The organism is Bradyrhizobium sp. SZCCHNR2028 (assembly GCF_032380995.1).
Lineage (GTDB): Bacteria > Pseudomonadota > Alphaproteobacteria > Rhizobiales > Xanthobacteraceae > Bradyrhizobium.
The window spans coordinates 354,224-368,010 of record NZ_JAUHJF010000003.1 but is presented as its reverse complement, the minus strand read 5'-3'; the positions used below and the strand labels follow the sequence as shown (position 1 = coordinate 368,010).

Annotated in this window: 13 protein-coding genes and 1 tRNA gene; 11 read left to right on the top strand and 3 right to left on the bottom strand. The window is 65.2% G+C overall.

Annotated features, from left to right (window positions below):
* Positions 1 to 52 precede the first annotated feature (52 nt).
* Positions 53 to 1,738 carry a tannase/feruloyl esterase family alpha/beta hydrolase gene (locus QX121_RS07645; RefSeq protein ID WP_315811568.1) on the top strand — a complete coding sequence of 562 codons (1,686 nt, stop codon included), beginning with the start codon at positions 53 to 55 and terminating at the stop codon, positions 1,736 to 1,738.
* Between the two features lie 4 nt (positions 1,739 to 1,742).
* Here the strand turns inward: QX121_RS07645 and QX121_RS07640 are convergent, their stop codons facing one another.
* Positions 1,743 to 2,204 carry a DUF488 domain-containing protein gene (locus tag QX121_RS07640; protein ID WP_315779835.1) on the bottom strand — a complete coding sequence of 154 codons (462 nt, stop codon included), beginning with the start codon at positions 2,202 to 2,204 and terminating at the stop codon, positions 1,743 to 1,745.
* A gap of 15 nt (positions 2,205 to 2,219) precedes the next feature.
* Positions 2,220 to 3,044 carry a DUF72 domain-containing protein gene (locus QX121_RS07635; protein ID WP_315737436.1) on the bottom strand — a complete coding sequence of 275 codons (825 nt, stop codon included), beginning with the start codon at positions 3,042 to 3,044 and terminating at the stop codon, positions 2,220 to 2,222.
* A gap of 157 nt (positions 3,045 to 3,201) precedes the next feature.
* On the opposite strand from QX121_RS07635, the gene QX121_RS07630 reads away from it, so the two are divergent.
* The 3 genes from QX121_RS07630 to QX121_RS07620 all read left to right on the top strand — a co-directional run bounded on the left by QX121_RS07630 (position 3,202) and on the right by QX121_RS07620 (position 6,314).
* The gene (locus QX121_RS07630) at positions 3,202 to 3,402 is read left to right on the top strand and encodes a hypothetical protein (RefSeq protein ID WP_315737437.1); all 201 of its coding nucleotides are present in this window, start codon (positions 3,202 to 3,204) and stop codon (positions 3,400 to 3,402) included.
* Positions 3,403 to 3,666: 264 nt separating this feature from the next.
* On the top strand, positions 3,667 to 4,800 hold the full coding sequence (locus QX121_RS07625; protein ID WP_315737438.1) for a glycosyltransferase family 2 protein: 1,134 nt from the start codon (positions 3,667 to 3,669) through the stop codon (positions 4,798 to 4,800).
* Positions 4,797 to 6,314 (top strand): glycosyltransferase family 39 protein, encoded by a 1,518-nt coding sequence (locus QX121_RS07620; RefSeq protein WP_315811567.1) that lies wholly within the window; start codon positions 4,797 to 4,799, stop codon positions 6,312 to 6,314. The genes QX121_RS07625 and QX121_RS07620 overlap by 4 nt, the downstream gene beginning before the upstream one ends.
* A gap of 8 nt (positions 6,315 to 6,322) precedes the next feature.
* Here QX121_RS07620 and QX121_RS07615 read toward each other — a convergent pair whose 3' ends face one another.
* Complete coding sequence (locus QX121_RS07615; protein ID WP_315737440.1) at positions 6,323 to 7,123, bottom strand: FkbM family methyltransferase; 801 nt, start codon at positions 7,121 to 7,123, stop codon at positions 6,323 to 6,325.
* A gap of 653 nt (positions 7,124 to 7,776) precedes the next feature.
* On the opposite strand from QX121_RS07615, the gene QX121_RS07610 reads away from it, so the two are divergent.
* The 7 genes from QX121_RS07610 (at position 7,777) to QX121_RS07580 (ending at position 13,751) form a co-directional block, all read left to right on the top strand.
* Complete coding sequence (locus QX121_RS07610) at positions 7,777 to 8,952, top strand: DUF2778 domain-containing protein (RefSeq protein ID WP_315811566.1); 1,176 nt, start codon at positions 7,777 to 7,779, stop codon at positions 8,950 to 8,952.
* Between the two features lie 478 nt (positions 8,953 to 9,430).
* A complete protein-coding gene (locus QX121_RS07605; RefSeq protein WP_315811565.1) occupies positions 9,431 to 9,805 on the top strand; it encodes a hypothetical protein in 375 nt (124 codons plus the stop codon).
* A gap of 477 nt (positions 9,806 to 10,282) precedes the next feature.
* Entirely contained in the window at positions 10,283 to 10,471 is a 189-nt protein-coding gene (locus QX121_RS07600) for a hypothetical protein (protein ID WP_315798293.1), read from the top strand.
* 43 nt (positions 10,472 to 10,514) lie between these two features.
* Positions 10,515 to 10,589: transfer RNA gene (locus tag QX121_RS07595), tRNA-Asp, on the top strand.
* A gap of 39 nt (positions 10,590 to 10,628) precedes the next feature.
* Complete coding sequence (locus tag QX121_RS07590) at positions 10,629 to 11,165, top strand: HNH endonuclease (RefSeq protein WP_315759261.1); 537 nt, start codon at positions 10,629 to 10,631, stop codon at positions 11,163 to 11,165.
* Positions 11,166 to 11,684: 519 nt separating this feature from the next.
* A complete protein-coding gene (locus QX121_RS07585) occupies positions 11,685 to 13,025 on the top strand; it encodes an RtcB family protein (protein WP_315811564.1) in 1,341 nt (446 codons plus the stop codon).
* Positions 13,026 to 13,178: 153 nt separating this feature from the next.
* Positions 13,179 to 13,751, top strand: a complete 573-nt coding sequence (locus tag QX121_RS07580) for a 2OG-Fe(II) oxygenase (RefSeq protein ID WP_315811563.1) — start codon at positions 13,179 to 13,181, stop codon at positions 13,749 to 13,751.
* Positions 13,752 to 13,787: the final 36 nt, after the last annotated feature.

The following is a 13,787-nucleotide window of genomic DNA, read 5'->3' as shown; positions in this document are numbered from 1 at the left end:
ATGGTCTCCGCGTTTAACTGCCCTCAACGAAAAGCATGATCAGGGGGAACGCATGATCCGAACCGGGGCGTCGTTTTTGGCCGCAGCAGGCATCGTGTGCGCAGCCGGCCTGGAGGCGGTGCGGGCTGAGGATGTTGCCTGTAGCAAGGTGACGGCCGAGGCGTTGAAGGTTCCGGGGCTGGCCTTGACGGGATCGAAGCTGCAGGAGGCCGCCGACGGGCTGCCGCGGCATTGCATTCTGTCCGGCAAGGTCAATGAGCGCACCGGCGTCGACGGCCATGCGTATGCGATCCAGTTCGAGATGCGGCTGCCGGAGACGTGGAACGGCCGCCTCCTGCATCAGGTCAATGGCGGCAATGATGGCGTCGTGGTGCCGGCGCTCGGCGACAAGGCCGACGGTCTCGTCGGTGGCGGTATGACGCCGCTCGCCCGCGGCTTTGCCGTGCTGTCGTCGGACAGCGGCCACTCCGGTAACGATCCCGCCAACAAGCCGCGCGGGCTTGCGTCCGGCTCAGCTTTCGGGCTCGATCCGCAGGCGCGCCGCGACTACGGCTATTCGGCCGACATCACGCTAGCCCCGATCGCGAAGGCGATCATCTCGGCGCATTACGGCAGGAAGCCGGACTATTCCTACATCGCCGGCTGCTCCAATGGCGGCCGCCACACCATGGTGGCCGCCGAGCGCATGCCCGAGCAGTATGACGGCTTCCTGGTCGGCAATCCCGGCTTCAACCTGCCGCGCGCTGCCGTGCAGCACGCCTGGGACGTGCAGGCGCTGACCAAGGCCGATGTCGACATCCGCAAGTCGATCACGCGGGAGGATGCCAAGCTTATCGCTTCCAAGATCACGGAGGTCTGCGACGAGCTCGACGGCGCCAAGGATGGGCTGACGGCGAACCTGAAGGCGTGCCAGAAAGCGTTCAATTTCGACAGCCTCCGCTGCGCCGCTGGTGCGACCGAGGCCTGCCTGCCGGCCGCCAAGGTCGATGCTTTGAAGAAAGTCTTCGCGGGCCCGCACAATTCGAAGGGCGAGCCGCTGTATTCCGACTGGCCGGTGGATGGCGGGGTCGGCACCGGCAACTGGCGCGCCTGGAAGGTCGAGAGCCCGGTGGCGCCGTGGAACAACCTTCCGATCATTGCCACCATGGGCGGCGCATCGCTCAACTACATCTTCTCGACGCCGCCAGTCGAGATCGAAGGCTCGCCCGACAAGCTCGTCGAGAAGCTGCAGACTTATGATTTCGACAAGGACGCACCGAAGATCTACGCCAAGGAAGGTCCATTCACCGAGTCTGCGATGGACTTCATGGCCCCGCCTGCGGTCGACAACCCGACCCTGCCGGCGTTCCAGGGCGGCGCCCGCAAGATGCTGATCTATCACGGCCAGGCCGATCCGGTGTTCTCGATCAACGACACCGTCCGCTGGTACGAGAAGCTCAATGCCAATGTGCAGGGCAAGGCCGATACGTTCGCGCGGCTGTTTGCGCTGCCCGGCGAGACCCATTGCGGCGGCGGCGTCACCTTGGAGAAGTTCGATGCGTTGGGCGCGCTGATGGACTGGGTCGAGAAGGGCAAGACGCCGGAGGCGATCACGGCCTCGGTCAATGCGGCCAACAAGGAGCTCCCATCGACATGGAGCCCGCAGCGAACGCGGCCGCTGTGCCCGTGGCCGAAATTCGCCAAATATGTCAGCGGCGACATCGAGCAGGCGTCATCCTTCACCTGCGCGGTGGAGTGAGGCGTCAGACCTGCTGCGCGACCAGGTTCTTCACCTTGACCTGATCGCGGTCCTCGATGATCTCGGCGATCCATTGCCGGTGGCAATGGGCGTGGTCGCGCTCGTAGCAGAGCAGGCAGACGGGACCGGCGCTCTTCACGAGCGAGGCCAGCTCGTCCATCTGCTCCTTCGCCTGCGGCGTCTTCAGATGCGCGCTGTAGATCTTGTGCAGCGTGTCGTAATGGCCGCTGCGGGCGGCCTCGCGGCCCTCCTTCGGCGTGCCGAGCCCGCGCAGATGCACATAGCCGATGCCGCGCTCGTCGAGCCCGGCAGCGAGCTGGCTCTTTGAGAAGCCCGGCCGGCGCGAGGCCGCCACCGCGCGCACATCGACCAGCAGCTTGACGCCGGCGGCCTGCAACTCATCGAGCACGGCCTTGGCCGGCGTGTGCTCATAGCCGATGGTGAACAGGGTCTTGCTCTTGGCCATCATGCGCCTCCTGCCTCAGCTCACGCGCTCGATGAGCTCCATCGCGCCAGCCGGCGCGCGCACCTTGCCCTCGTGGATGACATAGGCGAATACGTCGCGCGGCGTCTTCTTCGCCGGCTTGTCGTCAACCCGTGGCAGGTCGTCCGGTTCGCCGCCGCCGGCCCACAGTTGCAATCGCTTCGCCCAGGCGTCGAGCTGCTTCGGCGGATAGCAGGTCGCAAGCTCGTCATTGCCCTTCTGCAGTCGGGCGTAGACGAAGTCACCCACGACATCGGCGATCGCCGGATATTTGCCGTGCTCGGCGAACACGACCGGCGTTGCAAACTCGCGCAGCAGCGCGACGAAGCCGGGGACGCAGAAACTGTCATGGCGGACCTCGACGACGTGACGCAGCTTGCGGCCGTCGAGCTCGCGCGGCAACAGCTCGAGGAACTTGCCGAAATCGGCCTCGTCGAACTTTTTGGTCGGCGCGAACTGCCACAGCACCGGGCCGAGCCGGTCGCCGAGCTCGAGCACGCCGGTGTCGTAGAAGCGCTTCACGGAATCGCCGGCCTCGGCGAGCACGCGGCGATTGGTGGCGAAGCGCGGCCCCTTCAGCGAGAAGATGAAGCCGTCCGGCACCTCGCGTGCCCACTTGCGGAAGCTCTCCGGCTTCTGCGAGCCATAATAGGTGCCGTTGATCTCGATCGAGGTCAGCTTCGAGGCGGCGTATTCGAGCTCCTTCGACTGCGGCAGCTTGTCCGGATAGAACACGCCCCGCCAGGGCGCGAAGGTCCAGCCGCCGATGCCGATGTAGATGTGGCTCTTGGATTGCGAGGCGCGTGCAGGGGCTTTGCTCACGGATCGATTCCGATGCTGATTGGTGAGGGTGTTGCGGTAGGGAGACGATAGTCAACCGGGCCGGTTCTGACCAGTTCGGCGCTGTTGCGCCGTCACTCTTCCCGTGCTCCGGAGCCTCGTGTATCCAGGGCACGGGCCGGGAAGGGGAGATATGGCAATGAGAGCGGAATCGGTCGGCGGCCTGCTGGGGGCGATTGTCGCCGCTGCCGTGCTTGCGGCAGCCTTCTACTATGTTCCCGTCGGGCCGATGGCCCGTCAGATGCAGCCGGCCAAGGTCGAGGTGCCGCCAACCCCGGTGCAGACGGTTCCGGTGGCTCCGGCCGTGCGCGGACCCGTGGTCCGTGAGGTTCCGAACTAGGCCGGCCGGGGCCCCTTGCAATCCAGCCGAGGCGCCCCATCTTGGTCGGGACGGTGACGTCGAGCTGTAACGGCTCCGGCACCGAGACGACCACGGCAGAGCGGTTGCGCCGGATGTACGCGCACCCTTTGTTTGTGGTCGTTGGCATTTTGGGCCCCTCGCTTGGGAGCGATGCAAGCCGGCACCACAGTCCGGCCTTTTTGGGCCCTCCTTCAGCCGTTGCGCTTGGCAGTGTGGAACGCGGCAGATATACGCATCCGCACCATGAACGATGTCCTCCGACCGGCCATGCCCGCGCCGCCGCAAACCGCTGATATTCCGATCGTTTCGGTGGTCGTCCCGACCTTCAACGAGCGCGACAATGTCACCACGCTGTACCGGCGGCTGGAGGCGGCGTTCAGGGACGTGCCGTGGGAGGTCGTATTCGTCGACGACAACTCTCCGGACGGCACCTGGCAGGTGGTGCGCGAATTGTCGCGCAGCGACAAACGCGTCCGCTGCATCCGCCGGATCGGCCGCCGCGGCCTGTCCGGTGCCTGCATCGAGGGCATCCTGGCCGCCAGTGCGCCCTATGCCGCCGTGATCGACGCCGATCTGCAGCACGACGAGACCCAGCTGCCGAAGATGCTGGCGCTCTTGCAGAGTGGCGCCGCCGAGCTCGTCGTCGGCAGTCGCTACATCGCGGGCGGCAGCGCCGCGAGCTTCGACAGCAAGCGGGCCGGGGCCAGCGCCTTCGCCACCGAGATCGCGCGCCGCGCGCTCAAGGTCGAGGTCAACGATCCCATGAGCGGCTTCTTTATGATCCGCCGCGACCGCTTCGAACAGATCGCGCCGAAGCTGTCGATGCAGGGCTTCAAGATCCTGCTCGACATCATTGCGAGCGCGGAAGGCGGCCTGCGCACCGTCGAGGTGCCCTATACGTTCGGCTCGCGCCTGCATGGCGAGAGCAAGCTCGACTCGATGGTCGCCCTCGACTTCCTCGGCCTCGTGCTGGCCAAGATGACCAACGACGTGGTGTCGTTGCGCTTCCTGCTGTTCGCCATGGTCGGCGGCACCGGCCTCGTCGTGCATCTGGCCACGCTCTTTCTTGGTCTCAATGCGTTCGACATGCCGTTCGCGGAGGCGCAGGCGCTCGGTGCCTTCATCGCGATGACCTCGAACTTCATCCTCAACAACTTCCTCACCTATCGCGACCAGCGGCTGAAGGGCTTTGCCATTCTGCGCGGCCTGCTCGCGTTCTATCTGGTCTGCTCGGTCGGCCTGCTCGCCAATGTCGGCGTCGCCTTCTCGGTCTATGACCAGGAGCCGATCTGGTGGCTGGCGGGCGCGGCCGGCGCGCTGATGGGCGTGGTCTGGAATTACGCGATCTCCGGATTGTTCGTCTGGCGCAAGCGATGACCTCTGCGGCCGTCGCCGACGACGCCCGGCTGGTCCGCAATGTCTGGCTGACCATCATAGGCCTCGTCGTGCTCAGGCTGATCGCCGCTGCGGTCACGCCGATCACCTTCGACGAAGCCTATTACTGGATGTGGTCGAAGCATCTCGCCGGCGGCTACTACGACCACCCGCCGATGGTCGCGGTCGTGATCCGCACGGGCACGCTGATCGCAGGCGACAGTGAGCTCGGCGTGCGGCTGGTCTCGATCCTGCTCGGCCTGCCCATGAGCTACGCGGTGTACCGCACGGCCGAGATCCTGTTCGGCAGCGTGAGGGTTGCGGCGACTGCGGCGCTGCTGCTCAACGTCACCTTGATGGCTGCGGTCGGCACCCTGATCGTGACGCCGGATGCGCCGCTGCTGGTGGCCTCCAGCTTCGTGCTGTTCTTCTGCGCCAAGGTTCTGGAGACCGGCCGGGGCGTCTGGTGGCTTGCGGTCGGTGCCGCGGTCGGTGCCGCGCTGCTGTCGAAATACACGTCGCTGTTCTTCGGTGCGGCGATCCTGATCTGGCTGGTCGCCGTGCCGAAGCTGCGGCACTGGCTGGCCTCGCCCTGGCCCTATCTCGGCGGCGGCCTGGCGTTCGCGATCTTCTCGCCGGTGATCCTGTGGAATGCCGATCACCAATGGGTGTCGTTCATCAAGCAGCTCGGCCGCGCCAGGGTCGAGGAGGTTCGTCCGGTCTACATCGCCGAGATCATCCCGACGCAGTTCGCCTTCGCCATGCCGCTGGTCTTCATCCTCGGCGTGATGGGTCTCTATGGGTTGGCCCGGCGCAGGGCAGGGGACGCGGCGGCCCGCGTCCTGATCGAGGCCATGGTCTGGGTCATCGTCGCCTATTTCGTGTGGCATTCGCTGCATGCCCGCGTCGAAGCCAACTGGTTCGCGCCGATCTATCCGGCCTTCGTGGTGGCTGCCGCTGCGGCGGCCCGTCTTGTCGCCTGGTCCCCGCGCGAGCAGCGCACGGCGGACTTTTGCCTGCGCTGGGCCGTGCCCGCCGGCGTCGTGATGTTCGTCGCGCTGATCGTGCAGGCCAACACGGGCCTGCTGTCCGGTTATCGGCGCGATGCCACCGTCCGCAGCGTCGGCGTCGGCTGGCGCCCCCTGGCTGCCGAGATCGAGGCAGCGCGCGTGCGCGCCGGCGCCTCCTGCGTGCTGGCGATGGATTATGGCACCACCGCCTGGCTGTCGTTCTATCTTCCGTCCGGGACCTGCGTGCTGCAGCCGATCCAGCGCATCCGCTGGGTCAATTTTCCGGAGCCGGATCCGGCGCAGTTGGCGGGCACGCAGCTGCTCGTGGACGAGGTCCAGATCGCATCGCGGTTCTACGTCAGCAATACATTCGGCCGCGTCGAGAAGATCGGCGAGGCCGAACGCAGGCGTGGACCTTTGACCATCGAGACCTATGCCTTCTATGCGCTGAGCGAGCCCAAGCGGGAGGTGCTCGACCGCACCCCGCCGCCGGAGCTGCAGCGCTGACGCCCGCTTCAGGGCTGTTGCGGGATGATGTCCGCCAGCGCCTTGTCCCGCGCATGAATTGCGACCATGTTGATGCCGGCATCGATGGTCTTGTAGCCGCGGCAATCCAGCCATTGCCGCAGCTGCTCCGCATCGGTCTTGATCTTCTCGATCAGCATGATCGGCGTGCAGCGTTCGATCGTCGCCGCCGCGCCTTCGAGCGCCTCGATCTCCATGCCCTCGACGTCGAGCTTGATCAGGTCGCAGCGCGGCAGATTGAAATCGTCCAGCGGGAGCTTGCGCACCTCGACGGTGTTTTCCGCATAGTCGATGGCCTGGCCGATGAACTCGGTGTTGGGACGCTGGCGCAGCTCGAGGCTGCCGAAGCTCGATGGGGTCAGGTAGTTCGGGCTTGGGATGTTGAGCACGCCGCGCTCCGACGAGACTGCGGCATGGATGGCGATCGCATTGAAGCAGTTGTTGATCGCGATGTTGCCGGCGAGCGCGTAGTAGATCCGTTCTTGCGCCTCGATCGAGAGCACGGATCCCCAGCCGGTCATCGCCTTCGCCCATTCGATGGTGTGGACGCCGATATTGGCACCGCAGTCGATCGCGACGGCGCCATCGCCATGGTGCCGGCGGCGCAAGCCGAGCAGGCGGACGGCGAGCTGCACCTCGCCCGGATCGAAAGCCCCCGTGTCGAGGATCTGATAGCCGACGCCGTAGCCCCGGTTGGCGTCGACCATGCGATAGTCGAGCCGGTTGACGATCATCGTCCCGTGATTGCTCGCGGCCAAGACGAAGGCCAGCTTCCGGTCGGGGATCTGCATGGAGTCCTCTCGTGTCGTGTTCGGCAGGGAGCGGACGCGGTACGATTCGCCGGCGGAGTGTTGCCGAGAATCGTTCCCTACCATACCGCCGCCGGTGTCCACAGCGCGGAAAATCCCGGCTTGTTACGGATGCGGTCCACCTGCGGCTGCCGTCGCCATTGCGCCTTGGACCACGACCGTCCTGATCCGATTGCCGCGGAGACCGGGCGACATGCGATTGTACGTGACCAATGCTTTCAGACGCGTCGAGAAGATCGGCAAGACCATGTCCGAGCAGGGGCCTTGAACAAGTGAAAACTACGCCCTTTCCCTCGTCAGCACGCCTAAACGTGAGTCATCGATAGCGCCCCTCTGGCAGAGCTCAATCGTTAACGCGGCCTGCGATGGTTTACGGATTCCGGCGGCCGTCGAATGCTGCTCCTCAGGAACGGCCTGGGGCGGCAATATTGCTTTTGGCTGGAATTTCGCCCTGTTTTTGCCCTGTTTGCCGGCAAAACAGACGTCCATGGTTAACCCGCCCTTAATCTGCCAAAACTTAATCAGCATTTAACTAAAAGTCGCCCTAATGAAGCTCTGTGCTTCTGCGAGATGCAAAGCGGTTGTCCGTGGCGCATCGAGCGAGAGTTATCGAGTATTCGTTCGGGCGTGAGTGAATGAGTAACAGTCGAGCTGCGTTGGCCGCACGAAATCGCAGGAAGTCTTCCCTGATCGCGTTCTCTCACAAATTGATCGGTGGTGCGGCAATCGCATGCCTGATCGGGGGCTGCGCTGTGACGGTCTATACCAAGATCATCGCGGCCGATGCCTATCCGACCCTGGGCAGCATCGAGCAGGATGAGCCCGTCGTGCGCCCGGCGCCGCGGCTTGCGACGCGCAGCGCCGCCGATGCGGTGGGTGAGGCCTTCTCGGCATTCCCGGAATCTCCGCCCGTCACCACGGTCGCCGCCATCACGCCGCAGATGTTCAACGACCGCTTCGGCGCGGCCGTGCCGCAGGGCGTCGCCTCCAACGCCGCGAACGGCGCGCCGCCGCTGCCCAGGCTCGCCGAAGCCGCGCCCAAGCAGATCGAGGCCAAGCAGATCGAGGCCAAGTCGGTCGAAGCCAAGCCGGCCGAGACTGCGAAGGTCGCCGAGGCGCCGAAGAAGGATGCCCGGCCGCCGATGCAGTTGGCGCTCGCCAATGCCAAGCCGGCCGCGCAGCCCGCGACGCCGGCGCAGGCCGCCGAGGCCAATCCGCCGAAGAGCAGTGGCTTCTCGCTGCGCGCGATGACCGAGCGCGCCAAGGCGGCGGTGCTGTCGATCGCCGGCGACCGGCATTCGATCCAGGAAAAGCTCTGGGGCAAGCCGGAGAACCAGGATGGCGGCCTCCTGGCCTATGCCTCGGCTGATTCCAACATCACCGCCAGCATCGCCAAGGATCCGACCCGCGGCGGCCGGCCGCCGTATGATTTGAGCACCGCAGTCTACGACATCTCGGCCAAGGCGGTGTATCTGCCCGACGGCACCAAGCTCGAGGCACATTCCGGCCTCGGCGACAACCTCGACAAGCCGAGCTCGGAGAAGATCAAGATGCGCGGCGTGACGCCGCCGCACATCTACGAGCTGAAGCCGCGCGAGGCGTTGTTCCACGGCGTGCCGGCGCTGCGGCTCAATCCGATCGGCGGCGAGGACGCCATCCACGGCCGCAACGGCCTCCTGGCCCACACCTTCATGCTCGGGCCGAACGGCGACTCCAATGGCTGCGTCTCGTTCCGCGACTACTACGCGTTCCTCGATGCCTACAAGAACAAGGGCATCCGCAAGCTCGCCGTGCTCTCGCGCATCGAGTGAGACGGGCAGGAGATGTTGAGGTGGGATCTGCATGGTCGCCCTCACACTCGGCAGTAGTTCCGAACTGTAGGGCGTGCAAAGGTGCGCCGTGAATCCCGTCGCACGAGTGCTATATCGCCAACTACTACGCTGCGCGATACAGCACCCTCTCCCCTTGTGGGAGAGGGCGCATTCACTTGCAGCGCTCGTCCGATCTCCCGATCTCCAAGAGCATGCACTTTTAGAGCCACAAGATCGAGAATCCATTGGGTGCCGTGCAGTCACGAGCGCACGATTTCTGATGCGGCTTCGGGATCGGCGTCGCTCCGGGCGACCGCTTCACGCGATCGCACGGGAAGAAGGGCAAACGGATACACAGCTCGAACACCCCTGGACACGACGTCGCATTCTCGCGGCGAATGAAGCCCGAGTGTTGCCGGCGAGATCGCCCTCGAAATTCGAGAGAGGGCGCGGGGAATGCCGGGTGAGGGCCTCACCCATGGCCCGCCTGCAGAAGAAAAAGCAGGCGGCAGTCACCACAGGTTCAGCCGCATCATCCGGCATTCCCCGCGCGATGGCCTTACGGCTTATACGTGGTCTCCCTGGTGCGCCGGGCTTTCTGGCCACCATCGGTCGGAGCATTCGTCTCTCCGACCTTGACACCAGCATCGGGGTGCCAGGACATCACGACTTCGCCGTGCGCACCGGATCGTTCGTCCGCGTGATCAGATCACGCTGCAACCCGACGCGCCCACCGCATCCCGCCTCCACGTTCATGACGATCGCGAAGCGCCCCTCTCATGAGGACGGGACCGGCATAGAATGCACGGTTTCTGATTTTTGGAAACAGGAAAATGTTCGGGGTTGGTGGTGAGCGGGGCGATCCCATTGACCCGGCTCGACAAACGAATTTTCGCGCGCACGCGTTTTCGACCTCCCGCATGGCCGATTGCGGCCTTGGAGCTCGCGATAATGTGCAACTGATTTGCCCGACGACCAATCTGGTCGTTGCAAATCTGTCGCGTCGCCGGAGGCGCGCCGTCATCGCTTCCCCCTCCGGCCTTGACGGCTTCGGAAAATTCTGCGCATAGCTCTGCCCCATCGAAATTGACGCGCCGTTCGCCGGCGCGCTCTTGAGGACCACGACCGTGTTGAGCCTACGCTCACATCTCGCGAACGCCCCCGCCAACGAACGACCGCTTAACTGGTCGCGCGATGGGTCCGGCATGGGCGTCGCCTGTCAGGGTCCGAATGATCTCGTGCTGTCCCTGACGACATCGGGACGCGAAATTCCAGCAAGAGCATAACCGGCGGCGGGATCTCACCCTCCGCAGACATAGCGGAGGGTCTGATGACCCGCATGATGAGCCCAGATTCCGAGATAGTCGACCACGCCCGAGCGCTGTGCTCGCCGGTGGCGGTTGCCTTCGTGCGCATCGTCATGACGTGCCGCGGCGTCAGCGAGGCACGGGCTCGCCAGATCTATCTCGACTACATCAACGGCGTTCAGCTGGAGCACGCTCCGGTCGCGTTCGACTGATTGACGATGACCATGCCCGGTGCAGTCCGGGCGCGATGACATGGCCTATGTTCCCGTCTGGTGAAGGGACCGGATTGTCGATCCGGGAAGGCGGGTTCGATTCCCGTCATGGGCGCCAACACGACCGGGCAGATGAAGCGAAGAGAGGAGGTCGACGATGTCAGCAACAAACCCGGCGCTGGTTCTCAACGCCGACTTCCAGCCGCTGAGCTATTTCCCGCTGTCGGTGGTCTGCTGGGAGGACGCGATCAGGGCCGTTGTCGGCGAGTCGCACGTCGTGGTCGCAGAGTACGACCGCGTCGTGCGCAGCCCGAGCGTCACCATGCGGCTGCCGTCGGTGATCGCGCTGCGCGATTACGTCAGGCCGGCGACGCGCGTCCCGTTCACGCGCTTCAACGTGTTCCTGCGCGATCGCTTCGAATGTCAGTACTGCGGTGGCCGCTATCTCCACGGCGAGCTGACCTTCGATCACGTCGTGCCGCGCGTCGACGGCGGCGAGACGTCGTGGACCAACATCGTCGCCGCCTGCAGTCCCTGCAACGCGCGCAAGGACCGGCGCCACCTCAAGCCGCGGCGGCCGCCGTTCGAGCCGGCACGGCACGAGCTGATGGCCGCGCAGCGCCTGTTTCCGCCGAGATTCCTGCACGTGACCTGGCAGGATTATTTGTACTGGGATGTGGAGCTCGAGCGGTGAAGAAACGAACGCGTAGCCCGGATGAGCCCGCGCCGATGCCCAAAGGGCGTCGGCGTGGGTGATATCCGGGGTCTCACAGGTAGTTCGGACGAACCCGGATGCCGCTTCGTTCATCCGGGCTACGTACTTAAAATCCTGTAAGAGCACGCGCCAACTTATCCGGCGGACATCCGCCAGCGAGAGAGCCATGCCGATTTCGACCCCGCGTCAGATAGAGGACAGCGCGCTGCCGCAACTGCGGCGCCGTGATTGCGTCCTGTGCGTGCCGGCAGTCTCCGCGGGGAGCGCGCTGTCCCGTCACAATCAACTAGCAGCGTAGCGAGGCAGCGGGATCGTCCCTCTGTCTTGAACGCCAGAGAGACGATCCGCCAGGCTGATGTCCCATCCGGGACACTCCGATCAGATCCGTCCCTCTGTTTGCACCACCGGACTTGCGCGGCGTCACGCCGTGCAAGTCCCGATCATTGCAGCGCCACGCCGGCGCGGCAGGGTCATGCATGAACGAGTGAGGAGGATCACATGCGAGCCGATCCCTATCAGGAGCGCGCGAGACAATTGGCGATCGAGGCCGGGCTCGATCCGGATGCGCGGGTCGAGCGGCCCGGGCAGCGGTCGATGCCGCTGTGGTGCACGTTCCGCGACGCCGCGCGCCAGGAGCAGCTGGCGCGCGAGGCCACGGCGCTGGGCGACACGGTCGCGAGCCGGCCACAGGCCGCGCGGTATCAGAACAGCCCGCTGAAGGTGTTTGGCCGTCACGAGGATGCGACCATCGCGCAGATGAGGAGCTGCATGGCGGTCGGCAATGCCGTGGCCGGGGTGATCTGCGCCGACGGTCATCTCGGCTATGCCCAGCCGGTCGGCGGCGTGATCGCCTATGAGAAGCAGATCAGCATCTCCGGGGTCGGCTTCGACATCGGCTGCGGCAACATGGCGGTCCGGCTCGACACGCGGTTCAGCGCGATCGAGGACAAGGTCGGCACCATCATAAAGGATGTCGCCAGGGTGATCTCGTTCGGCGTCGGCCGCAAGAACGCTGAGCGTGTCGAGCATGAACTGTTCGACGATACCGAGGCGTGGCGCTGCTCCGACATGGACGCGTACCGGCAGAAGGCCGTCGGACAGCTCGGCACGGTCGGGTCGGGCAACCACTATGTCGATTTGATGCGCGACGAGGCCGGCTTCGTCTGGATCGGCGTGCATTTCGGCAGCCGTGGGCTCGGCCATACTTCGGCGACGCGCTACCTCAAGGCCGCCGGCGGCAAGGACGGCATGAACGTGCCGCCCGCCGTGGTCGACGAGGACTCGGAGGTTGGGCAGCGCTACATCGCCGCGATGCAGCTCGCCGGGCGCTACGCCTATGCGGGACGCGAGTGGGTGACCGAGCGCGTGCGCCGGATCATCGGCGGTGCGGTCACCGACAGCGTGCACAACCACCACAACTACGCCTGGCGTGAGACCCATGACGAGCGTGACCTGTGGGTGGTGCGCAAGGGCGCCACACCGGCCTTCCCGGGCCAGCGCGGTTTCGTCGGCGGCTCGATGGGCGACGACGCCGTCATCATCGAGGGCGTGGAGTCGGAGGAGGCCAAGGCCTCGCTGTACTCCACGGTGCACGGCGCCGGGCGGCTGTTCGGGCGCAGGGAGGCCAAGCGGCGCTTCACGCGCGACGAGATGGACGCCTGGCTGCAGGGCCGCGGCGTCACCCTGATCGGCGCCGATCTCGACGAGAGCCCGATGGCCTATCGCCGTCTGCCCGAGGTGCTGGCCGAGCACGCCGGCTCGGTGAGGGTGGTGCATACGCTGCGGCCGTTCGCCGTGGTGATGGCGGGCGAGGGCGAGTTCGATCCGTTTAAGGATTGAGCGCGCCCTCGTAGCTCGCATGAGCGCAAGCGACATGCGAGTCCGCACGTGCAGTTCGTGAGACCCCGGATGTCGCTCCGGCCTGCGCCCGCAAGGCGCCGGCCTTTGCTCATCCGGGCTACGCGATTGCGCAACGATGACGGAGACACGATCATGACCGAGCTGACCTGGCACGCCGACAATATCGAGACGATTGCGAACTTCTTCTCCACTGCCGAGTGCGAGGACTACATCCGCTTGGGCGAGCAGATGGGCTTCGAGGAGGCGACGTTGTTCGCGCCGCGCAGCGTCAAGGACTATCGCAACAACGATCTCGTCATCGTCGACGATACCGAGCGCGCGCAAGGGCTCTATCAGCGGCTCGCCGGCCATCTCGCACCGTCGTTCCAGCATCGCTGGCAGCCGGTCGGGCTGAACGAGCGGCTGCGGCTGTATCGCTATGATGTCGGACAGAAGTTCGAATGGCATCGCGACGGCCATTTCGAGCGTGACGATGGCGAGCGGAGCCAGTTCACCTTCATGATCTATCTGAACGATGATTTCGAAGGTGGCACGACGTCGTTCTGCGACGACACCGGCCTGATGCCGGATGGTCCGTTCCGGATCATTCCGAAGAAAGGCATGGCGCTGCTGTTTCATCACCCGATCATGCATCGCGGCGATCCCGTGACGAAGGGGCGCAAATACGTGCTGCGGACGGACGTGATGTATCGGCGGAGCAGGTGAGGGGGCGCGTCGCACAAGGCGCGCGCTCTGCGTTCG